At 36.2% G+C, this 22955-nt stretch carries 24 protein-coding genes; 17 read left to right on the forward strand and 7 right to left on the reverse strand.

Annotation, left to right across the window (positions count from 1 at the left end; translation table 11 throughout):
* Positions 1-2 precede the first annotated feature (2 nt).
* Positions 3-1286, reverse strand: coding sequence for a conjugal transfer protein MobB (gene mobB / locus DEU39_RS06020; RefSeq protein WP_120231292.1), 1284 nt, complete (start codon positions 1284-1286; stop codon positions 3-5).
* 7 nt (positions 1287-1293) lie between these two features.
* Complete coding sequence (gene mobA, locus DEU39_RS06025) at positions 1294-1725, reverse strand: conjugal transfer protein MobA (protein WP_120231293.1); 432 nt, start codon at positions 1723-1725, stop codon at positions 1294-1296.
* 599 nt (positions 1726-2324) lie between these two features.
* Here mobA and DEU39_RS06030 point away from each other — a divergent pair.
* From DEU39_RS06030 to DEU39_RS06040, 3 genes are read left to right on the forward strand one after another with little or no spacing between them, the layout of a single operon-like run.
* A complete protein-coding gene (locus DEU39_RS06030; RefSeq protein ID WP_120231294.1) occupies positions 2325-3089 on the forward strand; it encodes a ParA family protein in 765 nt (254 codons plus the stop codon).
* Positions 3090-3104: 15 nt separating this feature from the next.
* Positions 3105-3503 (forward strand): DUF3408 domain-containing protein, encoded by a 399-nt coding sequence (locus tag DEU39_RS06035; protein WP_183037383.1) that lies wholly within the window; start codon positions 3105-3107, stop codon positions 3501-3503.
* Positions 3504-3506: 3 nt separating this feature from the next.
* Positions 3507-4139, forward strand: coding sequence for a conjugal transfer protein TraD (locus tag DEU39_RS06040; protein WP_120231296.1), 633 nt, complete (start codon positions 3507-3509; stop codon positions 4137-4139).
* Between the two features lie 305 nt (positions 4140-4444).
* Here the strand turns inward: DEU39_RS06040 and DEU39_RS06045 are convergent, their stop codons facing one another.
* Positions 4445-5827 (reverse strand): T9SS type A sorting domain-containing protein, encoded by a 1383-nt coding sequence (locus tag DEU39_RS06045; protein WP_120231297.1) that lies wholly within the window; start codon positions 5825-5827, stop codon positions 4445-4447.
* Between the two features lie 306 nt (positions 5828-6133).
* Here DEU39_RS06045 and DEU39_RS06050 point away from each other — a divergent pair, with 306 nt between their 5' ends.
* From DEU39_RS06050 to traN, 9 genes are read left to right on the forward strand one after another with little or no spacing between them, the layout of a single operon-like run.
* Complete coding sequence (locus DEU39_RS06050) at positions 6134-6430, forward strand: DUF4134 domain-containing protein (RefSeq protein WP_120231298.1); 297 nt, start codon at positions 6134-6136, stop codon at positions 6428-6430.
* A gap of 10 nt (positions 6431-6440) precedes the next feature.
* Positions 6441-6773, forward strand: a complete 333-nt coding sequence (locus tag DEU39_RS06055) for a DUF4133 domain-containing protein (RefSeq protein WP_120231299.1) — start codon at positions 6441-6443, stop codon at positions 6771-6773.
* Complete coding sequence (locus tag DEU39_RS06060; protein WP_120231300.1) at positions 6770-9280, forward strand: TraG family conjugative transposon ATPase; 2511 nt, start codon at positions 6770-6772, stop codon at positions 9278-9280. The genes DEU39_RS06055 and DEU39_RS06060 overlap by 4 nt, the downstream gene beginning before the upstream one ends.
* Before the next feature lie 24 nt (positions 9281-9304).
* Positions 9305-9937, forward strand: coding sequence for a DUF4141 domain-containing protein (locus DEU39_RS06065; RefSeq protein WP_120231301.1), 633 nt, complete (start codon positions 9305-9307; stop codon positions 9935-9937).
* A gap of 1 nt (position 9938) precedes the next feature.
* Entirely contained in the window at positions 9939-10931 is a 993-nt protein-coding gene (traJ, locus tag DEU39_RS06070; RefSeq protein WP_120231302.1) for a conjugative transposon protein TraJ, read from the forward strand.
* Positions 10932-10946: 15 nt separating this feature from the next.
* Positions 10947-11570: a conjugative transposon protein TraK gene (traK, locus tag DEU39_RS06075; RefSeq protein ID WP_120231303.1), complete on the forward strand. Its 624-nt coding sequence runs from the start codon at positions 10947-10949 to the stop codon at positions 11568-11570.
* Positions 11571-11580: 10 nt separating this feature from the next.
* Positions 11581-11871, forward strand: coding sequence for a hypothetical protein (locus tag DEU39_RS06080; RefSeq protein WP_120231304.1), 291 nt, complete (start codon positions 11581-11583; stop codon positions 11869-11871).
* The gene (gene traM / locus DEU39_RS06085) at positions 11852-13144 is read left to right on the forward strand and encodes a conjugative transposon protein TraM (protein WP_120231305.1); all 1293 of its coding nucleotides are present in this window, start codon (positions 11852-11854) and stop codon (positions 13142-13144) included. Before DEU39_RS06080 ends, traM begins: the two co-directional genes overlap by 20 nt.
* Positions 13145-13179: 35 nt before the next feature.
* Positions 13180-14061 carry a conjugative transposon protein TraN gene (gene traN / locus DEU39_RS06090; protein WP_120231306.1) on the forward strand — a complete coding sequence of 294 codons (882 nt, stop codon included), beginning with the start codon at positions 13180-13182 and terminating at the stop codon, positions 14059-14061.
* 114 nt (positions 14062-14175) lie between these two features.
* Here the strand turns inward: traN and DEU39_RS06095 are convergent, their stop codons facing one another.
* Positions 14176-14619, reverse strand: a complete 444-nt coding sequence (locus DEU39_RS06095; protein ID WP_120231307.1) for a RadC family protein — start codon at positions 14617-14619, stop codon at positions 14176-14178.
* Between the two features lie 1173 nt (positions 14620-15792).
* Complete coding sequence (locus DEU39_RS24825) at positions 15793-15987, reverse strand: hypothetical protein (protein WP_341456377.1); 195 nt, start codon at positions 15985-15987, stop codon at positions 15793-15795.
* A 625-nt stretch (positions 15988-16612) separates the two neighbouring features.
* Between DEU39_RS24825 and DEU39_RS06100 the strand changes: the two genes are divergently transcribed.
* Positions 16613-17914, forward strand: coding sequence for a chloride channel protein (locus DEU39_RS06100; protein WP_120231308.1), 1302 nt, complete (start codon positions 16613-16615; stop codon positions 17912-17914).
* Between the two features lie 90 nt (positions 17915-18004).
* On the opposite strand, the gene DEU39_RS06105 is transcribed toward DEU39_RS06100, so the two are convergent.
* On the reverse strand, positions 18005-18778 hold the full coding sequence (locus DEU39_RS06105) for a helix-turn-helix domain-containing protein (RefSeq protein WP_120231309.1): 774 nt from the start codon (positions 18776-18778) through the stop codon (positions 18005-18007).
* 373 nt (positions 18779-19151) lie between these two features.
* Between DEU39_RS06105 and DEU39_RS06110 the strand changes: the two genes are divergently transcribed.
* From DEU39_RS06110 to DEU39_RS06120, 3 genes are all read left to right on the forward strand, one after another.
* Positions 19152-19649 carry a DUF421 domain-containing protein gene (locus DEU39_RS06110; RefSeq protein ID WP_120231310.1) on the forward strand — a complete coding sequence of 166 codons (498 nt, stop codon included), beginning with the start codon at positions 19152-19154 and terminating at the stop codon, positions 19647-19649.
* Positions 19650-20291: 642 nt separating this feature from the next.
* Entirely contained in the window at positions 20292-20567 is a 276-nt protein-coding gene (locus tag DEU39_RS06115) for a helix-turn-helix domain-containing protein (RefSeq protein ID WP_120231311.1), read from the forward strand.
* Positions 20568-20571: 4 nt separating this feature from the next.
* Positions 20572-20856: a helix-turn-helix domain-containing protein gene (locus DEU39_RS06120; protein WP_062674832.1), complete on the forward strand. Its 285-nt coding sequence runs from the start codon at positions 20572-20574 to the stop codon at positions 20854-20856.
* 14 nt (positions 20857-20870) lie between these two features.
* Here DEU39_RS06120 and DEU39_RS06125 read toward each other — a convergent pair whose 3' ends face one another.
* A complete protein-coding gene (locus DEU39_RS06125; protein ID WP_120231312.1) occupies positions 20871-22115 on the reverse strand; it encodes a site-specific integrase in 1245 nt (414 codons plus the stop codon).
* Between the two features lie 321 nt (positions 22116-22436).
* On the opposite strand from DEU39_RS06125, the gene DEU39_RS06130 reads away from it, so the two are divergent.
* Positions 22437-22940 (forward strand): hypothetical protein, encoded by a 504-nt coding sequence (locus DEU39_RS06130; RefSeq protein WP_120231313.1) that lies wholly within the window; start codon positions 22437-22439, stop codon positions 22938-22940.
* Positions 22941-22955: the final 15 nt, after the last annotated feature.

Genomic DNA, 22955 nt, shown 5'->3' on the forward strand with positions numbered 1-22955 from the left:
GACTATCTTTTTCTTTTCTTTTTCCACTTTCGCATTTGCTGTGAAAAAAACTGTTCTTCATCATCTTCTCTCTGGACTGTTGGCAACAATCCGGGAAATGAGTCCATTGATTCAGTGTCACGTAAATCATCATTGCCATCATTTAAAAATCCAAATAAGGGATGAAGTTTAAGGGGCAAAAATTGATTTGTTGGGAGTGATTTCTCTTCTGCCTGCTTTACATCAGAGAATTTATTTAAATGCTCCTGGTTCTTCCATAAATCATTAAAAACAGCAGCGGAATATCCTTTTCCCAAATTTGAACCATTCCATACTGTTTGGGTGTTATGATCGATAAATGTGATTCCATACATACGTCCGGCTTCATTTCTGCGGATTATCGTATTAACACCCACAGACTTTAATTTCTCAACAAAATCTTTTTCATGAAGACTCACTTTGAGGGCATTATCAATCCAGCCCTTTATTTCAGTTTTATTCGATTGAAGAATAGATTCTTTACTTTTTAAAAAGTGAGATTCCAGTGCAGGCAATTGCGCCGCTTTTCCAATCCTTGAAGCTTTTAATGGGTTTCCAATTTTATGTTTGTTTGTATCCAATGCAAAATACACCAACCCCCGCTGTGGTTTTCCATGCAATTCACCTTCAATTTTTTCAACTGCTATATTGAAAAGTGAAAGCAGAGCATTGTACTCTCCAAGTGTTTTAAAGGAATACACATCAGCTATATTCATGATGACAGAGGCGATCTGATGTCTAATATTTCCGGTCTGATAATCAACCGGTTTGAAAACCAGGTTGTTTTTCACATTCTGCCCTTCTGAAGCTCGCCATAAATCATATGTATTTTCGAGTTTTCTGCACATATTCATCGACCGCCTTTTCTCAAATCGATCTGATATTTTCCTACCATTTTCATCAACACATACAGACACAATATGAATATGGGTACGGTCGATATCAGTGTGTTTAAAAACCATGTAAGGTTGTTCACCGTACCCCATTCCATTCATATACTCTCCTGCCATCTTCACAAAATCCTTATCACTGACCCTATCATTCGGATCTGGATTAAGCGATATATGTAAAGTATGTTTTTCCGTCTTTTGATTGGCAGCCAGATAAGGATCGAAAGATCTCATGAGTTGGGGTATAGTATATTTCCCATCTGTGGATTCCACCATTTTATTCATCAACAAAATTTGTCCCTGTCCCTTTTCCACCTTATGACGATTATAGGCTAAGACACCATATAAATTACTGCTTCTGCCAATTTTTGCAATCATTGAACCATCATTTTTCTATATTCCGGTTAGTAAATTCATTAGCCAATTCGATAATTTTCCGGCACAAAGCTGAAAGTTCAGCAGTGTGTCTCTCCAATTGATACAGAAATGTTGCGGCTTTTTTTTCGGTAAAATGAGTGTATAATAATTTAACTACCTGATTGTAATTCACGCCCACTGCTCGGAACTGGGAATAAAAGGAAGTCAGCCTCATGTAAAAATCAACAGTACCTTTATCAATTTTAACTGTTTTTATTTCTTTTGAAAACAATACAGAAGTTATAAATTTAGCTTTATTATCTACTCCAGAGGCTTCAAATAAAGACAGAAATTTGCTATTGTCTTCATCATCCAGCCGAAAAACATACCGGTGATTACAAGGGTTTATCTTTGGCTTTCGCCCACCTTTACTTCTCTTATTATTTTTCTGATCATTCATAGATATCCATTTAAAGTTTATAAACCTCGACTTCGGAGAGTGTTTCAAAGCTCCCGGCAGGGCAAGTTGTTTTGAGGCACAAAAAACAGTTATGAGGCACTCAAAACACAACTTGCCGTGTTCCGGTGAACACCATATTACCACGTTACAAAAATTATTATAACAAGTGATCGACAGATTTCAGATGTTATATTAAACATCAGCTCTCCTTAAAATCAATAACAAGGTAAACAGAAGCAACCGGATATATACAATATTACAGCCTTCCAATTGCTGCCAAATAAGACCATCAATTACCTGAAAATCAGCACTGGTTTTGAAGATTCTTTCCTTTATAGCAAAATATAAAGCTGATGACAAAACGGGCAAATCATAAAAATGTAAAGTTTTAAAACTATAAAAGCGCAAAAGCAAAAAAGCAGTTAAACATGTTCAAAAAAAGGTATACTCTCAACAAAGCAGTTGCAAATATGACCAGTTAAAATGATGTAAACCTGTGCATCATTAGATAAGATAATACAGGAATACTCCTATATATACACCAACTTATACTGATTCTTAACAATAAAAATTATAAAACAACAATAAAAATATGCATCATGAAAGCAACAAAAAAAACTTTAAAAGTAAGTTTCTCCACTCAAAAAGGAGGTGCTGGAAAATCAACGATAACCACATTAATGGCCAGTGTGCTCCATTACCGGCTAGGTTTTGATGTTGTAGTCATAGACTGCGATTTTCCTCAGTACAGTATAAGCAATATGAGGGAACGGGATAAAAAAACGATCATGTTGAATGAATACCATAAAAAGGCCGCCATGAAACAGTTTCATCTGATCAATAAGAAAGCTTATCCTATTATACGGTGTAAAGCAGAGAATGCACTCAAAGAAAGTTCAGAATACATACACGAAACTGATGCGGTTCCTGATATTATTTTGTTTGATCTGCCGGGTACCGCCAATACCAAAGGGGTTCTGACAACCTTAAAAGACATGGATTTTATTTTTGCCCCTTTAACCGCTGACCGGCTGGTTGTGGAAAGTACATTGGGCTTTACCAAAGCATTCCTGGGGCTTCCTTCTTCTGCGAATCATAAAGAACAAAGCATCTGGCTGTTTTGGAATCAAACCGACGGAAGAGAAAAAACAGGTCTATATGAAATTTATGAAAAGGCTATTTCAGCGCTCCGGCTCAATATCATGGATACCAGGATTATGGACAGCAAACGGTTTCGTAAGGAATTGGATGATATCCAAAATAGTATTTTCAGATCTACGCTATTACCTGCAGATCTTTCATTATTAAAAGCGACCAGAATGAACCTGTTTATTGACGAATTTTTAAGCATCACACAATTATAAAAACCCGAATACATCATGACAACTGATAAAAAAAATGATTTTAAAAAGCCTTATGTAGACGAAGAGTACCTGATGCGGGTAATCAGTGGGGAACAGCCTTCTTCTGAGGCTAACAACAATGAAACAAAAGAACCGATTCATCAAAAGCCGAGGGAAAAAGCAAAAACCAGTTCATCTAAAAAAGCGGGCTATGAAGAAACTTTCCTTATCAATAGATTTCCTTCGGGACGCAATGGAAAGGTAGTTTATATACGTCCGGAATATCATGAAAGACTCCTGAGAATCGTGCAACTCAGCCGGGAGGAAAGAACAACGTTATACTCCTATATCGACAATATTCTGGAACAGCATTTCCTTGAATATGGAAATGACATTACCGAGTATTTTAATAGACATTTCAAACCCATTTTATAAGCCATGGATATTCTCATCATTATAGGTTTAATCGTCATCATTTTGTTATTACTGCAAGATAAAATTGTTATTAAAAGACCTCCTCCTTCTATAGAAAAACAAAAAAATAGTGATACACCCTATCCTATTATGGGAGAAACCAAAACATCACTAAGCCATGCAGTGACAACAGCTTCTCCAGAAGAACAAAAAGAAGAACCTCTGTTCGATCCTTTTACTTTAGAGATAGAATATGATATCGGTGAAAATATCCATATTCAAAATCCGCAGGAAGAACCGGAATATGGTTTTGGCAGCAGCCTTGATTTTACTGAAGAGGAAGAAGAATGGAAGAAATATAGAATAATTGGTAAAGATAACGGTTTTGCCCAGGGAGCTACCTTTGAAGAGCTAAGCGCTGTGACAACATTCTTACAGCAGGAAGTCTGTGAAATGTCTGAAAAGGGACCAGCAGCAGCGGCAGCTCATAAAATATACGGAACCGAATTATACACCTTACTGGAAAATTCTATGGAAAATGCTTCCCATAAAATAGCTGAACTATTAGATTATAGTTTTAATGATGTAGAAGTAAACGGTTCTTCCAATATGCGGAAAAGTAAAATAAAGAACTTTGATATTGGAGAGTTTCTTTAGCTCTCCAATATTATTAGATACAATTATATATATAAAACTTATTTATATTTTTTATTTACTAGATTTTATGGTTATAAATGCCCGCAAGCAGAAATCCATCTTCCCATCAATAGATTTTAAAATATGATACGTCTTGTATTAAATCTGAAATCACAATATAATATGCACATAAAAAGTTTCAACTTTACATAATCACTACATATTAACCTACGGAAACATTGATAAACCATTACTCATTAGAGAAAATAGATATTGTTTATTTATTGGATCAAAGTCAAGAAACTCTGAATGGCGAGAATATAGCGTTATTTTTTTATAATTTTTTCTTTCATATTATTTCCTTCAGTGGTAAGTGCATCTATAAAGTATATTCCTGAATGAAGTGGCTGCAGATTTATAGTACGGCTATTTACGTTCAAAATATTTTTTATTAATATTCCGGTCACAGTATAAATCTTAAGATTTTTAATCTCTTTAGAAAAATATAAAATATCTGAAACAGGATTTGGGTAAATTATTATATTTTGATCTGAGGAAATCGAATTTTTTGTACCTAGAAAAGAACAGGCATTCATGATCATACTAGGTGTACCACTATTAACAAATGTTCCATTTCCCAATTGTCCTGCATCATTGAAACCCCATGTCCATAATGAATTGTCTTGTTTAGTTCCAATACAATTACCACCTCCACATTCAATGCTTTTCCAATCATTAGAATTTCCAATTTTCACTGGCACTGACCTTGATATAGTTGTTCCATCTCCTAGTTGCCCCAAACTATTGTCGCCCCAAGCCCATAAACTTCCATCATTCTTAATAGCAAAGCTACCGTATGATGAGGTTTCAATAGCTTTCCAATTATTGTCATTTCCAATTTGTATTGGCATATTTTTAGGTACAGTAGAACCATCTCCAATTTCACCGTAGGCATTACCTCCCCATGCCCATAAAGTTCCATTGGTTTTTAAGGCAAGATTGTGGTATATTGTTGTTGAGATTGCCTTCCAATCATTCTCTGTTCCTATTTGGTGGGGAATTGATACATCTATATTATTTCCTATACCCAGTTGCCCCAGTGCATTACCTCCCCATGCCCATAAAGTTCCATTATTTTTCAAAGCAATGGTATGGTATTGGCCCATTGCAACTAATTTCCAATCTGTGTCTGTTCCAACTTGTACTGGTACTAATGTATTAATTGGTGTAGCTCCATTTCCTAATTGCCCATTAAAGCCTGTACCCCACATCCATAAAGTTCCGTTGGTTTTGATGCCACAATTAGTAAACAGCCCAGCAAATATCCTATCCCATTCATTAGTTCCCGTAGGAGAAGGGATAAAAACATATGATGCTGAATTATTCCCAAGCTCGCCATGTCCTCCATATCCCCACCCCCAAAGTGTACCATCATTTTTCAAAGCCATCGTACCGCTGTGACTACTTATTACATCTTTCCAGTCATTGGATGTCGTCAATTGGAATGGTATATTTTTATCTGTATAGTTGTAGGTTCCTAATCCTAACTGCCCGTCATTATTGCTTCCCCATTCCCATATATTTCCATCTTCATTTAAAGCAATTACTGTTTCCCATTGTGTAGATATTTTTTTAAAGCATTGTCCAAACAATAAAGAATTGACAGCCATTGAGGATAGAACAGACAAATAGATAAATTTATTTTTCATATAATTATTATGTACTATATACAACTACAAAATTAACGAAATAAATATTTATGCCAAAGAATGAGCATTGAAAGCAAAATGCTATTTTATGTATATATAAAATATTGTAGAAAAAACATTAAATATTTAATGTGCTTGCATCAAACAATCATCACATATAATTATTTTTCTGCTACTTTATACTCTAAAGCTTTTCAACGCTAAACAGTTCCTCCCAACTCCACATTCCGATAAACTATTCTTCTACCCTAGATCTTTGTCTCACCACCCGTAAAGCACGGGTTCCAAAATCAAAAACCTATCATTATGAAAAGACAAAGAATCTTCACAACATTGCTCCTGGTAATCAGCTGGAGTCTCAATGCACAAGGCAACGGTTCCGCCGGAATCACTGAAGCCACGCAGATGGTTACTTCCTATTTTGATCCTGCCACAAAACTTATTTATGCTATTGGCGCTGTGGTAGGCCTGATCGGAGGCGTCAAAGTCTACAACAAATTCAGCAGTGGAGATCCTGATACCAGTAAAACTGCTGCAAGCTGGTTCGGAGCATGTATCTTCTTAATAGTGGCAGCTACAATCCTACGCTCATTCTTCCTTTAAACAATCAATAATGAATACCTATCACATCAACAAAGGCATAGGAAGAACCGTTGAGTTCAAAGGGCTGAAAGCGCAATACCTGTTTATTTTCGCAGGCGGATTATTGGCTGTATTTGTACTGGTAATGATCATGTATATGGCTGGTGTACAAACGTATCTCTGTCTTTTTCTGGGAAGTGCCGGCGCCGGTATCTTGATATGGCTAACCTTCTCTTTTAACAGAAAATATGGAGAGTACGGGCTCATGAAACTCAGTGCGAAAAAGAAGCATCCCCGATATATCATCAGCAGAAAATCAATTTTCAGGTTTCTGAAAGTGAACCCCCAAAAAGCTTTATTATGAGAAACCAATCAAAAATAGCTACACTGGAGAGCAGGTTTCCGCTATTGGCAGTTGAGGAAAACTGTATTATCTCAAAAGATGCTGATGTTACGGCGTGCTTTAAAGTCAGGCTGCCAGAACTTTTTACCGTTGCTTCAGCTGAATATGAAGCCATACATTCAGCCTGGTTCAAAGCCGTAAAAACATTACCGGACTACAGTATTGTGCATAAGCAGGACTGGTTTATCAAAGAAAACTACCGACCTGATTTGTCCAGTGATCATCAAAGCTTCCTTTCCAAATCTTTTGAGCGGCATTTTAATGAAAGACCCTTTTTGAATCATTACTGCTATTTGTTCATTACTAAAACCACTAAAGAAAGAATGAAAATACAGAGTAATTTTTCGTCTCTATGCAAAGGAGTCCTGATTCCCAAAGAAATCAGGGATAAAGAACTGGTCAGCCGGTTTATGGAAGCCGTGGATCAGTTTGAAAGGATCATCAACGACAGTGGATATCTATTTCTGGAAAGAATGACTGCAGATGAAATTACCGGTAGAGACAAAGAGTCAGGACTATTGGAACAATACCTTACGCTTTCCAGAGAAGTTAATCCTTCTTTACAGGATTTACATCTGGGGGCCGAAGAAATGCGAATTGGAAACAACCGCATCAGTATGCATACCTTATCTGATACCGATGATCTTCCGGGAACCGTTTCGTCTCACAGCCGGTATGAAAAGCTCAGCACGGACAGAAGTGACTGTCTGCTTTCATTTGCATCTCCGTTGGGACTGCTGCTAAGCTGCAATCACATTTACAATCAGTATCTGTTCATTGACGATAGCGATGAAAACCTTTCGAAGTTTGAAAAATCAGCCAGAAATATGCATTCTCTGGCACGGTACAGCAGGGCCAACCAGATCAACAAGGAATGGATCGAAAAATATCTGAATGAAGCCCATTCTTACGGGCTCCAATCGATCCGTGCCCATTTCAATGTCATGGCCTGGTCGGATAATCCGGCTGAACTCAGGCAGCTAAGAAATGATACCGGGAGCGCTTTGGCACTCATGGAATGCAAACCCCGGCATAACACTACCGATACCGCCACCTTATACTGGGCAGGCATTCCCGGAAATGCGGGAGATTTCCCGAGTGAAGAAAGCTTTTACACATTTATAGAACCTGCTTTATGCTTTTTTACAGAAGAAACCAACTATCAGAATTCGCCCTCTCCTTTTGGCATCAAGATGGCTGACCGGCTGACCGGAAAACCCATTCATCTGGACATTTCTGATCTTCCCATGAAACAGGGAATTATTACCAACAGAAACAAGTTTATTCTTGGTCCTTCGGGAAGCGGTAAATCTTTCTTTACCAATCACATGGTGAGGCAGTACTATGAACAGGGAGCTCATGTTCTTTTAGTCGATACCGGAAATTCCTACCAGGGATTATGTGAACTGATTAAAGGAAAAACCAAGGGCACAGATGGTGTATATTTCACGTATACTGAAGACAATCCTATTGCTTTTAATCCTTTCTATACCGATGACGGTGTTTTTGACATTGAGAAAAGGGAAAGCATTAAAACGCTTATTCTGACCCTATGGAAAAGAGATGATGAGCCACCTACCCGCTCCGAAGAAGTTGCCTTATCCAATGCAGTTGCCGGATATATCGGGCAGATCAAAAACGATGAGCAGAATCCCTCCTTCAATGGTTTTTATGAATATGTAAAAAATGATTATCAGCAAGTACTGCAAGAGAAAAAGGTCAGGGAAAAAGATTTTGACATTGCTAATTTCCTCAATGTTCTGGAGCCTTACTATAGAGGCGGCGAATATGATTATCTGCTGAATTCCGACAAGCAGCTGGATCTTCTGAACAAGCGTTTCATTGTTTTTGAGATTGATGCTATTAAAGATCATAAGATCCTCTTTCCGGTTGTCACCATCATCATTATGGAAGTCTTTATCAACAAGATGCGGAGACTCAAAGGAACCAGAAAACTCATTCTGATCGAAGAAGCGTGGAAGGCCATTGCCAAAGAAGGTATGGCAGAGTATATTAAGTATCTGTTCAAAACGGTAAGAAAATTCTTCGGGGAGGCGATTGTTGTAACGCAAGAGGTAGATGACATCATTCATTCGCCTATTGTTAAGGAAAGTATTATCAATAATTCAGACTGTAAGATCCTTCTGGATCAACGTAAATACATGAACAAGTTTGATGATATCCAGGCTATGCTGGGGTTAACTGATAAAGAAAAGTCCCAGGTTTTATCGATCAATATGAACAATGATCCTAAAAGGCTCTATAAAGAAGTCTGGATCGGATTAGGCGGTACCCACTCCGCAGTGTACGCTACAGAAGTATCTACAGAAGAATACCTTACTTATACTACTGAAGAAACTGAAAAATTGGAAGTTATGAATCTTGCCGTGGAGCTTGACGGCAATATTGAAAATGCCATCAAGAGAATTGCGCTCAGGAAAATCAAACCGAGCAAAAAACAAGATTAAAAAATCAATTTAAATTTTACAAAAATGAAAAATTCAATCATTACAACAGCTATGGTTATGGTACTTACCATAACATCATTTGCTAAAGCACAATTTGTAGTTACTGACCCTGCGAACCTCGCCTCAGGTATTTTAAATTCCGCCAATGAAATTGTACAGACTTCCTCGACAGTATCCAATGTGGTGAAGAACTTCAACGAGGTGAAAAAGGTGTACGAGCAAGGCAAAGAATATTATGATAAGCTTAAAGCAGTGAACAATCTGGTTAAGGACGCCAGAAAGGTTCAGCAGACAGTTTTACTGGTGGGTGATGTTTCTGAGATGTATGTGAAAAATTTCGGGAAAATGCTCAGCGACCCCAACTTCAATGCTCAGGAACTGACTGCTATTGCCAATGGCTACTCCACATTACTCACTGAGAGCACAGAACTGCTTAAAGAATTAAAGCAGATTGTCACTTCAACCAATTTATCATTGAATGACAAAGAAAGAATGGATATTATTGACCGGGTATATAAAGAAGTGAAGGACTACCATAATCTGGTACGGTATTATACCAATAAGAATATCTCTGTCAGCTATCTGAGAGCTAAAAAGCAGAATAATACCAAGCGGGTATTGGATCTGTATGGAACTGCTAATCAAAAATACTGGTAAGATGGAGTCAGATAACTTACATGAGGTCCTTCGCTCAGTATATGAAGAGATGTTGCCATTATGTGCTGATATGGCTGGGGTAGCCAAAGGTCTGGCAGGGCTTGGAGCATTGTTTTATGTTTCATTAAAGGTATGGCAGTCATTAAGCAGAGCCGAGCCAGTTGACCTCTTTCCTATGTTACGTCCATTTGCCATAGGTATCTGTATCATGTTCTTTTCCACTATTGTACTGGGAAGCATCAATGGTGTGTTGAATCCGATTGTCCAGGGAAGCCATGCAATGTTGGAGGGCCAGGTTTTAGACCTCAACGAATTGCAGCAGAAAAAAGATCTTTTGGAAAGAGAAGCGATGCTCAGAAACCCTGAGATGGCCTATCTGATCTCGGACGAGGAGTTTGATAGAAAGCTGGAAGAGCTTGGCTGGTCGCCATCAGATCTGGTAACGATGTCTGGAATGTATATTGAAAGAGAGATGTTTGCTATCAAAAAGGAAATCAGAGACGGTTTCCGTGAATTTCTGGAAATACTCTTTCAGGCTGCCGCATTGGTTATTGACACTATAAGGACATTTTTTCTGATCGTATTATCAATTCTCGGGCCGATTGCATTTGCAATATCCGTCTGGGACGGATTCCAATCTACATTGACGCAATGGCTGACGCGATACATCAGTGTTTATTTATGGCTTCCGGTGGCAGATATGTTCAGTGCGATCCTTGCCAAGATCCAGTCATTGATTATCAAAAAAGATATGGAAATGCTTGCTGATCCCAATTTCATTCCTGATACATCCAATACGGTGTATATCATCTATATGATTATTGGTATTATAGGATATTTTACGGTACCTACTGTGACAGGTTGGGTCATTCAGGCTGGCGGCGCTGGTAACTTTATGCGTAATGTCAGTCAGATGGCACAAAGGTCAGGAAATATTGCCGGTGCGGCGGCGGGTTCTGCAGTGGGTAATATATCAGGAAGGCTTCTTAAATAACAAAATCATCAAACCATGGAATTTAAAATCTTAAGAAATATAGAAAACAGCTTTAAGCAGATCAGGCTATTCACCTTCATTTTCGCTCTGCTATGCTTTGGGGTGGTTGGCATTGTTGTCTATCAATCATATAGCTTTGCCGAAGAACAGAGGCAAAAAATATATGTCCTGGATAACGGCAAATCACTTATGGTTGCACTGTCTCAGGATATGTCTATTAACAGACCCGTAGAAGCAAGGGAGCACGTAAGGCGGTTTCATGAACTGTTTTTTACGATTGCCCCTGATAAAAATGCAATTGAAAGCAATGTTAAAAGGGCATTTAACCTGGCTGATCAATCTGCATTCAACTACTACAAAGACCTTTCTGAAAAAGGATATTACAACCGGATCATAAGCGGAAATATACAGCAGAGAATTGAAGTTGACAGTATCGCTGCGGATTTCAGCAGCTATCCTTATGCCGTAAAGACTTATGGCAGGCAGTTTATCATCCGGTCCAGTAACCTTACAATCCGAAACCTGATCACCAACTGCTTCCTTGTTAATTCAGTACGATCTGACAGTAATCCACAGGGATTTACAATTGAAAAATTCAATGTACTTGAAAATAAAGATCTGGAAACCGTTAACCGATAATTGAAAGAATATGAAAAAATTAACCCTACAAATTGACCGGTGGATAGAAAAGACGGAAAGCCAGTGGAAAGCAATTCCTATAAAAAAGCAGCGCGTACTGACAAAACTCTTTTTTACAGGATATACACTTTTGACCCTATTGATTATCTTTCGACTATGGGCAAAAGGACCCAACGGCAAAGATATACCACTCATCAGACATATCAATACTGCACCTGCAGATCTCAAAGTCAAACCCCATAAAGGTTCACGGCCAGCTTATAATAACACACAAAATAGTCATGAAACAAGATCAAAATAACACTCGTATCAAAGTCACAGAAGATGGCCAGAATAATAATACAGGAGACCGAAAGCTCACGATTGACAAGTTGAAAAAACCATTCATTTATCTGCTAATGGTTATTGCATGTGCGGGTTTCCTGTTCTTAGTCTTTAAACCGGAAAAAGAGAATGATAACGCAGAAAAGGCAGGTTTCAATTCAGTTATTCCCCAAGCATCGGACGGCCAGTTGCAGTCTGATAAGCAAAAAGCGTATGAACAGCAGTTACTTGAACAAAAAAATGAAGAGAAGAAAAACGCACTTACCACCTTATCAGATTATTGGACTAATGCTTATTCAGAAACATTACCCCCGGATCCGATTTCTTTACAAAGTGAATCTGAATCTGCCTTATCCGCCAGAAATTCGATGAACAGTTATCAGAATACCCGGCAAGCCTTAGGCTCATTTTACAGCAGGGATGATCAGGAAGTGCAGCACCTTAAAAAAGAAATCCATCGGTTACGAACAGAAGCTGCAGAGCGGGAATCAATACCAGCGACCACCAGTATCAATAACCAGCTGGAACTGATGGAAAAATCTTACCAGATGGCGGCCAAATATTTTCCAACTTCGAAGCCGGGGGTTTCAGAAAATAGAAGTGAAATAAAAGAGATATCAGCTTCTGCTCAAACCAGCATCACTATTGCAAAGCCTGTCATACATCCTATAGTTTCAAGTCTGTACCGCAGTACCTCAGACAGCATCACTTTTAGCAGGCTCCTTCCTCAAAGATTTAGAGGAATTGAAGAACGGCAGTTCCAGGAGTCACAACCCAGAAACAGTATCCGCGCGGTCATTCCAGAAACAAAAACAGTCACTTCTGAGAGCGTTATTCCAGTGAGGATTCTGGAATCTATTCTGCTTGGACAGATAAAAATCCCTTCGGGAACTTTTTTGAAAGCCAAATGCAGATTTCAGGGCGGAAGATTACAGCTTCATATCTCCACCATAGAGCATGGAGGGATGATTGAGCCTGTTAACATTGATATTCATGACAATGACGGACAGCTGGGATTGCATATTCCCTACTCTTCCGAACAAAGTGCACTCAGTGAAATGGCCGCCAACATGGGCCAGAATTCAGGAACAAGCATTATGATGACGCAGTCTGCAGGACAACAGATTGCTGCCGATATGTCCAAAGGGGTTGTCCACGGAATAGCGGGATATTTTCAAAAAAAGGTCAGGAATCAGAAAGTAACTGTAAAGACAGGACATCTTGTTTTCTTAGTTCCAAAAAATAACTAACGTATAATGATAACACTATAAAAATAATACTTCATATGAAACTTTTAACAATTATTTTGTTACTTATGATCAATACTATTAAGGCGCAGACTAGTGCAAAAGATGGCTCGCTCTATCATACAAGAATGAATCCATACAAAATGCAGGTCACTTATGATAAAACAACCCATCTCCTATTTCCTTCGCCAATACAATATGTTGATTTGGGTAGTGATTATCTTACAGCTGGCAAGGCTGAAGACTTAGGAAATGTTTTAAGGATCAAAGCAGCAGTAAAAGATTTTGAGACAGAAACTAATTTTTCAGTGGTCACAAAAGATGGCAGGTTTTATAGTTTTGACGTTGTATACGATCCTTATCCTGCTACACTCAGCTATGATCTTTCAAAATTACAGATGGATACCGAAAGAGAGAATGGCCCTGAGGTTTTATTTAACGAACTCCAAGGGGATTCATCCTCTGTTACAGATCATATAATGAAAACATTGCAAAAAAGTACGAAACTCAGCATAACAAATATTCATACAAAGAATAATGGTATATATTTCTTACTAAAATCGTTGAGTACATTCAGGGGCAAGTTCTATTTTGTTCTTCAGATCAAGAACAGCCGAAATATCAATTATGATATTGATTTTATTCATTTCAAAATAACAGATAAAAAAAACCTCAAACGGACTGCTGTTCAGGAGAAAGTTGTGTATCCTGTACGGATATATTCTCCATTAACAAATGTAGAAAGTCACGCCACTGCTGAAAGCGTTTATCTTTTTGACCAATTTACATTGCTGAAAGACCAGATACTGAACATTGAAATATTTGAAAAGAACGGTGGCCGCCATCAGCGTTTAAAGGTAAAAAACAGAGTTCTGGTCAGGGCAAAAATTATCAAATATGCTCCCAACCGTACAATATAAATTTACAGCGAAAAGACACCTTCGACCAAAGGAAGATCTGTCTTTTCGCCAAAAAATAAAAAAAACGGCAATATTTAATTGCTGTTTTTTATGATTTATAATTTACAAAATCTCTTATAGTAAACCTTCATCAGCAAATGATAAGTATTCTGTCGATGTTAAAATACAATGATCCAGCAGTTGAATATTTAAAAATTCAGAGGCATTCTTAATTTTATCGGTCATTTTCAGATCCTCGGATGACGGCTTTAAACTTCCCGATGGATGGTTATGTGCTACAATAATAGATGACGCATTACACAATAAGGCGGCCTGCATAATAATTCTAATATCCACTAGTGTTGCAGAAATTCCAGATTCAGAAATTCTTTTTATTCCCAAAACTTTATGGGCATGATTCAAATAGAGTGCATAAAATGATTCTCTATAGTCAATTTGGCTACTATCAAAATGTGCTCTGAATACTTCTACCGCATCATGTGAATTTGTTATCAGCTTTTCAGCATTCCCTTCTCTTGAATAGGTTAATTTAATTTCATTGACAATATTAAACTTCATTTGTTTTGCTCCGGATACGGCGGAGCCTTTCTTTTCCCGTACCTGCTTAATTATTAAATCAATTTTCTCTTCCCATTGAGCCCAAGACTCTATTGATATTTTTCAAAAGAAAAACCGGAAAAAAGAAAGCAGATTATTGTTACGGGCAAAGTGAAAGGCAAAAGGAAACGGAATAACTGGAGGGTACCTTTAGGGAGGCAACCGTTTATGCCGTAGTCTTTTGGAAAGGGTAAAGATAAAAAGGATGTCCGTTACAACTTGGCTGCCTTTTTACCGGTTTATTATGGAAAATTGTAAAGAAGAATACCTCTGACACTTTTTTTGAACGGAGAAGAAATTTAGTCGAAATGAAGATTAACACAATTATAAAATGGTTAGTAATTCTGCAATATGATATTACGCAAATTCGGGACTGAAAATAAAAGCTGATCTCACAACATTTGTTAGATCAGCTTTTTATTTTTGAACTTTTCCTAAGGAAAATTTTCCTTTGTATGTGTAGAACCACGGCTGTCATTTTCTTATCGCTGCTCCATAAATATGACCTGTTGCAAAACTGGCATCATCTGCTGCTAACTGGACATATATAGTAGCCAGCTCTACAAACCGTCCTCGTCTTCCCAGCGTAATTGATCTGACATAGTAATTATAATCTCATTGTAATTATAAGTGAAGTAATGTCTGTAAAATTTAACTGCTGTGAAAAATAGGTCTAATAGTAGCATAACGTTCTGTCAACAAGAGATTATGACAGCGACTACGGATGAGGTTGTTATTTAATCGGAAATAATGAAAGGACAAGGTAACAATCACACAAATTTAACTGAAAACGCAATTAATTTATGTCTCAAAGATTAACAATTCACAATATAATAACCTAAATACATAAAAATCAGAAAATATATCCCGCGCTTGTGATTGCAATCATATACTATACAATGATCAGGCTTTAAATTTGCAATGAGTTATATTAATCATCATAATTTGCATCCAAATGTAAGCTTTCCTAAAGGGAAGCTTACATTATTAAGTTTCAGATTATTTCGTTCTGCTACTTGACTCTCTTATACTCTAATAAAATTATCCATGTAAGAATACCTCATCCAAGTATTTCCCTTTACCTAATTTCATCAGAAAATTGATTCACTATTTTTTTTAGATTAATTCCTTTACCTAATATCGGTTTAAAATATTTCCTTGGCTCTGCATTCTTTCTATAGCACTGAAAATATGAAAATCAGCAATCTTCAAGTCCTTTTTAACTTCGTCCCAATAAAGTGGCATGGAAACTGTAGCACCGGGTTTCGGACGGACAGAATAAGCTGCTGCGACGGTAGCATGCGGTCTGTTCTGTAAAAGTCCAGATATATCTTCCCTTTTCTATCCTTTATGGTCCGTGAACAGGAACTGCTCGATGGTATTGCAGGTTGATCGTTTTACTTATAAATATAGTGCTTCACCAAACGATTTTGTCAGTTATTGCCAAATCTGCAGGATGCCCCAATTTTACTATTAATTAATTAATTGCGTTTAACGCTTTCTTAGAATAGATATCAGGCTTTTCAACAAAACATAACTATTATTTAATAGTTACAGCCATATTAGGAACTACGATATCGCCTGTTAAACCTGTATAACGTTGTGCAAATATTTCAATGTAATCATTAGTGGATAGTTCAGTTGTGCCATTAATGGGCAGTACCAATCTACTATCCGTCACAAACTCAAAAAACATCCATTTTTAACAGTTATCTAAAATTCCAACGTTGCAAAGAGACAGAATTGATAAGTAAAACAAAAATTAAGTATATCGTTGCCTTGATCGGTTGGACCTTCAGTTTATGAATCAGTGATTTATTTAAATTTCATCTGAAATGTTTAAATAAAAGCAGATTAAATTATAATAAAAACAGATAGTATATAGTAAAAAGCAACTTTTACTATTTCAAAAAATAACCATTACCTTTACATCTTCTTTAAAACTAAAATAGTTATGCAGGGCAATACAGCATATAGAAAGAAAATAATAAGATCCAGCTATGTCAAATTAATCGGGATATCTATTATCGTTAGTATCATCTGTTGTCTTATAGCTTATACTTTAAAACATTTGACAGGACAGGTACAGGAATATCTCTTTGAAGAAATTATAGCCACGGAAAACAAATTGTTAATCTTTTTACCAAGTGTAGGCATTACAGCCATCTATTTCCTACGTAAATATTTCTTTCAGAACAGAAAAAATAAAGGAATTAAGGAAATATATACAACCCTGGAAACAAGAAAAGATCATCTTCCATTTTTTAAAATACCTTCTCATTTCATTAATGGCTTTTTAACGGTAATTTTAGGAGGATCAACAGGAGTGGAAGTATCAACAGTAGTTGCCACTGCAACAGTTGGTAATCAGGCCTACAAACATTTGCATAGTGCATGGGCCTATAAGACGGAACTGATATGTGCAGGTATTATAGCGGGTGTAACCGTACTCTTTGGGACCGCGCTGGGCGGTTTCCTATTTGCATTTGAAGTTATTGCACGTAAATACACTAAAACCTTATTGATCAGCGGAATAAGTTCGATGATTGTAGCTCATCTATTCATACATTTTTATGACTATACTCCACTATTTACATTTAAGATACAGGACTGGCGGTGGCAATCCATACCTTTTGCTATGATACTAAGTTTAATCGGAGGTATACTTGCTCTTTATTTTACGAAAATTGTCATCTACGCAAAAACATTTTTTGGTGGAATTAACAACAATTTCATCCGCGTAAATTTAGGTGCCATAGCTGTTGGGGTATTTATCTTTTTTCTTCCAGCTTTATATGGAGACAGTTATGATGGACTTGGTAAAATCCTCGAATCTAGTTCGTCGGAAATTGTTAATCTCGCGTATTTAATTCCCTTGGCTTTGCTCATCTTCATAAAGCCATTGGCGGCTTCCCTGACTCTCGGTGCAGGCGGTGACGGCGGTGTATTTGCCCCGAGTATTGTTACAGGTGCGTTTTTAGGGGTATTTTTTGCCCAATTCTGCAACCATTATTTTGGTACTCATCTTGTGGTTATTAACTTTGCGTTATTTGGAGCCGCTGCCATGCTTTCCGCAGCTATTCATGCCCCTCTTACTGCCATGTTTATTATTTCCAGTATAGTACCATCTGGCTATCTATTACTGTTTCCTTTATTCATCAGTAGTGTTATTTCTAAAATACTGGCAAAGAAAATCTATCCTTACAATGTGTATACTTACAAAGAATTTTCCAGCAATCCGAACCTACTAAAGTGAGTTAACAATACCAAAGGATATTTAAATGTATCAAATTAAAAGAATAAAATCTTCTTTGTTTGAATCAGAATTTTAATATTTTTAAATAATTTATGCCTTTTCTTTCATAATCCCAAAGTAGGAGTTGGTAAAAGCCGATAGACTTTTATAACCAATCATAAAAGCGATCTGACTTAGAGTATATTGTCCTGTATTAATGAGTTCAATACTTTTTAAAATACGAATCAGCTGCGTATATTTTTGGATAGTAATACCTGTTTCCCGCTTGAATATACGCTGAAGGCTTCTTACAGACATTAAGGATATATCAGCTAAGTCATCTATATTTATCTGTTCCATGTAATTCTTATTAATATAATTACATACAGGTAGTAGTCTTGGGTCAGCTGGAATCGGGATTTGTAAACCTGCTTTCTCTGTACAGAAATGAGGAAGGCTATTCAATAAAGCTGTCAGGAAATATCCCTGCTCTTCATCTTCCTCCAATAATTTATTCCACTTTGAAGCATATTGCAACATTTCTCTCAAAACCGGAGGCGCTGCAAAAACATGTACTTTATTATAAAAATCATTGTCAAAAACCGTTTTGAATAAGATCACCATAAGATTAACTGTACTGGCTTCCGACTGAGTATGATGTTTTTTGCCTGAAGGGATCCAGATTAAGTGATTTTGTGGAACCAGATAGATTTTATTTTCAATGTGAAAATATTGATACCCTTCTTCAACATAAGTCAGCTGATATCTTTGGTGAGCGTGATCATAGTCATCATGTGTCCAATCTTTCTCATACCAGACATAAGCATCGATATTAATTTCATCATCAAACTCCCCTTTTATTTTTTCCAATAATCCACATTTCATTTTGGCGTTTTATATAATAATTCTGGCAAATTTAATAAAAATACCAACTGTAAATTTGTATTATCAAATAGATACAGCTCCTGTTTTTCTATAATTAGATGAATTTATAGCCACCGGATGGGCAGGTTCCGAAATTAGCAAAGCGATATTTAATAATAACGAAATGATATTAAAAGGCGGTCTTTCTTTATCTCAAGATGGGAAAAATCTGTCAGAGATTCTGTCATTAAAATCAGACAATCCTATTCCATTGTTTAAATCTATAGAAGATGCAATAGAACATGTGGAATTATAATCTCTTTAATCATTTAAATTTTATGCATTTAACAGCTTTTGCCATATTATTTGGGTTATCAACATTAAAAACTTAGTCATGGATATTCTGGAACAAATTTGGAACATAGATACTTCGCTAGATAGTTTTCAAATGGGTATACGTGGTATAACGGTATTCATGTCGGCATTGATACTGATCCGTATTTCCGGTCGGAGGTCTTTTGGTATAGGCTCTCCTTTGGATAATATCATTGTAATCCTTTTAGGTGCCATTTTAAGCCGGGCAGTGGTGGGTGCCTCACCTTTCATCCCTGTTATTGTGACTTGTCTAGCAATCGTACTTCTTCATAGGTTTGTAAGTTGGATGAAAAGTAAAAGTCCTTCTTTTAACAAACTTGTGGATGGGGAGAAAATAATAGTTTTTAATGATGGTAAATTTTTGCATGCTAACATGTCCAGAGCTCAGATCTGCAAAGAAGACATAATGCAAGGGATCAGGAAATCTGCTTTAACTGATGATCTAAATTTAATCAGAAGTGTTTATATTGAATATACTGGGGAAATTACTGTTGTTACAAAAGATACACAGGCATGATTTCTCCAGCATACTAAATAATCGCCGGTCTCTTTAAGTATAAACGCTTTTGTGTGCAGCCTTTTGAAGGCACTAATATTACTTTAGCAGGCTTATTATAGAAAATATTTATTAAAACTAATAAAAGCACACCAAACCTATTAGTAGCCTTAGAGATTAAAGAATAAATTTACATGTAGACGTATTTTATAAAAATCAATACTAGCATAAATTTTAGAATCAAAACGGCTCATACGCCGAATCAAAATATTGGTATATACTTTCTATACGCAATAAATCTTCCTTAAAATAATTCGAGAAATCATCCGTTGGGGCTCCCAAAAAGGCAATTTGACTTTTTAATAATCCAACTGTGCAGCCTAATCATATATATGTACTGCATAAAAAGACCTCAAACTTTAATTTCCGAATCCACATGTTCAAAAAATGTGAAATTGGTTACAAAAATGACCAGTAGATCATGCAAACTGCAATAAACGATTAAATAAGGTTTTATTGTAAATATTGATCTGATTAATCTGCTTTTTTATAACATCTTACAGATTACCCAAAGGAGCCATTCACAACCTACTACTGCAATTGAAAGACAGGTTGAATACTTATTTTCAACAGTCCCATAGCTTCATAATTAAAAATTGAATTATGGAATTTATACTCATAGAAAAGAATGCCTACGAAGCCTTGAATAATGAAATCCAGAGGCTTAACAAATTGCTTTCAGAAATAGCTGCACCATATCAATCCAACTATAGTAAAAATAGATGGCTGGATAATCAGGAGGTATGTCAGCTTTTGAATATTAGTAAAAGAAGCCTACAAAGTTATAAGCAAAAAGGTCTATTGCCATGTACCTGCATCAGTAGGAAAAATTATTTTAAGTATGATGACGTTATCGCACTAGTTCAATCAAAAAATTAAAAGTATGCAATCTATAAAAAACGCTACCGAAGAAATTTTATCATGGCTTAAAGATTTGAATGCTATTAAAAAACATATTGAACAAATCAGCAGATATTTAAGGCCTTCCCATCAGGAAGAAAAATATTTAACCGGTGATGAAGTATGTCGCTTACTTCATATTAGCAGGCGCACACTTCAACAATACCGGGACGATCACATATTTTCTTTTGTACAAATTCAGGGAAAAATATTATATAAGGAATCAGATATTTTGAACCTGTTGGAAAATAATTACAAAAGAAAATGATATATCATAAAATCTTACGAGTTAAAAGCAGCTTCCAACTCCTTAAATTTATGAGATACTTCTTCCATATCCCGACCCACTTTCTCATTCAGGATTTTTGCATAAATCTGGGTGGTGGTTATATTTTTATGCCCCATCATTTTACTAAGACTTTCCAATGGTACACCTTCGCTTAAAAACAAAGTAGCAAAGGTATGTCGTGCTGTATGAAAGGATATTTTTTTCCCTTTAAGGCATTCCACTTCCTCGGCTAGCTTTTTAAGATTAAGATTACATTGATAGTTGCCTACCATACTAAAGAGGAGACTGTTCTTTGCAGTACCTTCATACTTTGCAATTATCTTTTTAGGAATATCAAGCAATAAAACATTGGATGATATTGTTGTTTTTTTACGCCTAAGAATGATCCATAAATTACCATCAAAAAATTCGCGTATATGTCTTTTATCCAATCTTTTAATATCGCTGTAAGATAGCCCGGTAAAGCAACTAAATAAGAACATATCTTTTATGTACTCGATATTTTTTTTCATAGGCTGATATTCTATAAGCGCTTCCAGTTCTTTTTTCATGAGGTAACTTCTATCCTCATCCTTACGAATATTGCTATACTCAACAAAAGGATTATCATACAGCAACTTTCGGCTGATGGCCAGCTTTACAATCGTTCTTAATGATACCATATATGCCCATATTGTATTGTGACAGTTCTTTTTTTCATTACGCATATAATAATCGAAATCCTGCACAAAAGCACAATTGATTTCCTTTAAGAACATATCTTTTTTGGTATAATTGAACATAATAAAACCAGCTAAATTGTTACGAAGTATAGAATACGTGGAACAAGTACCTTTGGATCGTGTACCACTAGCTACTTTCTTTTTAAAGTCTACGATAAAATTATCCAGGAATTGCAACAATGTAAGTTCATTACTATCTAAACCTAGAAAAGTATTTTTCAGTTTTTCAGAAGATACAGCACCATCCTTATCTAAAATCCTCGAATAACACTGCTCTATACGGACTCTTATTTTATCAAGTCTTTGGTTGGTTTCTACTGCCTCCCTACTTTTACCATTTACCCTTCCATATCTTAAATCCCAGTGTAGGGGATTAATTTCCAACTTAGTGCTAAATTGAGAGATATTACCATTAATGGTTAATCTCGCCATAATAGCTACTGTGCCATTTTTCTTAGGTGCGTTTTTTTTAAGATAAAATAATAACTTAAAAGTTGACCTTTTTGAACTTTCCATAACTCAATGTTTCTATAGTTAAAATTAAATTTAATTGAGTTACGAGACCGCACGAAACACAACGCAAAACACTGAATTATAATTACTTTAAAAAAACAAAACCTGAAAAACATGGTAATGATTTGGTAACCTGCTTTTTCATTTAGAACTTCTTTAAGTAGCTTTTTGGTGCACCATTCCAATTTTACTATTCTCTTAAAATCCTTTATTCATGTGAGATTTCACCCGTTTTTACATTTTTCTGAGAGTTCAGGACTTTTAATATACAAATACTATTATTATTTTAGCAGAATAGAAATTTGATTTTTAACAATTAAGGATATGAAAAAATTAATCTTATTGGGCGCTGTATCAGCTTTTTTAATCAATTGTAATAAGAAAACTGAAGTTCCGGCTCCCAAAGTAGAAGCAGATACCATTGCTGTGGAAGAACCTGTAATAGATACTCTTGGACCAAAATCGTTCTGTTATATCGGAACAACAGGGAAAGACAGTGTTTTTGCTTCTATTGATGACAATTTAGGAACAATCACCGGAAAATTATCTTATAAAAACAGTGAAAAAGATAGTTCAAAAGGAGATCTAACGGGTTTCAAATCCGGAGATACCCTGAAACTAACTTATGAATTCAGCTCTGAAGGTAAAAAGAGTAAAAGAGATATCTACTTCCTTCAAAAGGATAATGTTTTGACGGAAGGTATTGGTGATCATAAAGAAGAAGACGGACAATCTAAATATGCTGATGAGAAAAAGATAAGTTATAAAGACGGACAGAAGCTAACACCTGCAGACTGTAAAATAGTCAACGAAGCTTTGAAAAAATAATTCATTATAAAATAA

The sequence above is a fragment of the Chryseobacterium sp. AG363 genome, assembly GCF_003610675.1.
Classification (GTDB): Bacteria; Bacteroidota; Bacteroidia; order Flavobacteriales; family Weeksellaceae; genus Chryseobacterium; species Chryseobacterium cucumeris.

Coding starts and splice junctions, on each gene's coding strand:
- DEU39_RS06050 (WP_120231298.1), top strand. CDS start 6,134: ATGAAAAGACAAAGAATCTTCACAACATTGCTCCTGGTAATCAGCTGG.
- mobB (WP_120231292.1), bottom strand. CDS start 1,286: ATGATTGCAAAAATTGGCAGAAGCAGTAATTTATATGGTGTCTTAGCC.
- DEU39_RS06100 (WP_120231308.1), top strand. CDS start 16,613: ATGCAGGGCAATACAGCATATAGAAAGAAAATAATAAGATCCAGCTAT.
- DEU39_RS06055 (WP_120231299.1), top strand. CDS start 6,441: ATGAATACCTATCACATCAACAAAGGCATAGGAAGAACCGTTGAGTTC.
- DEU39_RS06030 (WP_120231294.1), top strand. CDS start 2,325: ATGAAAGCAACAAAAAAAACTTTAAAAGTAAGTTTCTCCACTCAAAAA.
- DEU39_RS06095 (WP_120231307.1), bottom strand. CDS start 14,619: ATGAAGTTTAATATTGTCAATGAAATTAAATTAACCTATTCAAGAGAA.
- DEU39_RS06045 (WP_120231297.1), bottom strand. CDS start 5,827: ATGAAAAATAAATTTATCTATTTGTCTGTTCTATCCTCAATGGCTGTC.
- DEU39_RS06115 (WP_120231311.1), top strand. CDS start 20,292: ATGGAATTTATACTCATAGAAAAGAATGCCTACGAAGCCTTGAATAAT.
- DEU39_RS06080 (WP_120231304.1), top strand. CDS start 11,581: ATGAAAAAATTAACCCTACAAATTGACCGGTGGATAGAAAAGACGGAA.
- traN (WP_120231306.1), top strand. CDS start 13,180: ATGAAACTTTTAACAATTATTTTGTTACTTATGATCAATACTATTAAG.
- DEU39_RS06105 (WP_120231309.1), bottom strand. CDS start 18,778: ATGAAATGTGGATTATTGGAAAAAATAAAAGGGGAGTTTGATGATGAA.
- DEU39_RS06065 (WP_120231301.1), top strand. CDS start 9,305: ATGAAAAATTCAATCATTACAACAGCTATGGTTATGGTACTTACCATA.
- traJ (WP_120231302.1), top strand. CDS start 9,939: ATGGAGTCAGATAACTTACATGAGGTCCTTCGCTCAGTATATGAAGAG.
- DEU39_RS06110 (WP_120231310.1), top strand. CDS start 19,152: ATGGATATTCTGGAACAAATTTGGAACATAGATACTTCGCTAGATAGT.
- DEU39_RS06060 (WP_120231300.1), top strand. CDS start 6,770: ATGAGAAACCAATCAAAAATAGCTACACTGGAGAGCAGGTTTCCGCTA.
- DEU39_RS06035 (WP_183037383.1), top strand. CDS start 3,105: ATGACAACTGATAAAAAAAATGATTTTAAAAAGCCTTATGTAGACGAA.
- DEU39_RS06040 (WP_120231296.1), top strand. CDS start 3,507: ATGGATATTCTCATCATTATAGGTTTAATCGTCATCATTTTGTTATTA.
- DEU39_RS06130 (WP_120231313.1), top strand. CDS start 22,437: ATGAAAAAATTAATCTTATTGGGCGCTGTATCAGCTTTTTTAATCAAT.
- mobA (WP_120231293.1), bottom strand. CDS start 1,725: ATGAATGATCAGAAAAATAATAAGAGAAGTAAAGGTGGGCGAAAGCCA.
- DEU39_RS06125 (WP_120231312.1), bottom strand. CDS start 22,115: ATGGAAAGTTCAAAAAGGTCAACTTTTAAGTTATTATTTTATCTTAAA.
- traK (WP_120231303.1), top strand. CDS start 10,947: ATGGAATTTAAAATCTTAAGAAATATAGAAAACAGCTTTAAGCAGATC.
- DEU39_RS06120 (WP_062674832.1), top strand. CDS start 20,572: ATGCAATCTATAAAAAACGCTACCGAAGAAATTTTATCATGGCTTAAA.
- traM (WP_120231305.1), top strand. CDS start 11,852: ATGAAACAAGATCAAAATAACACTCGTATCAAAGTCACAGAAGATGGC.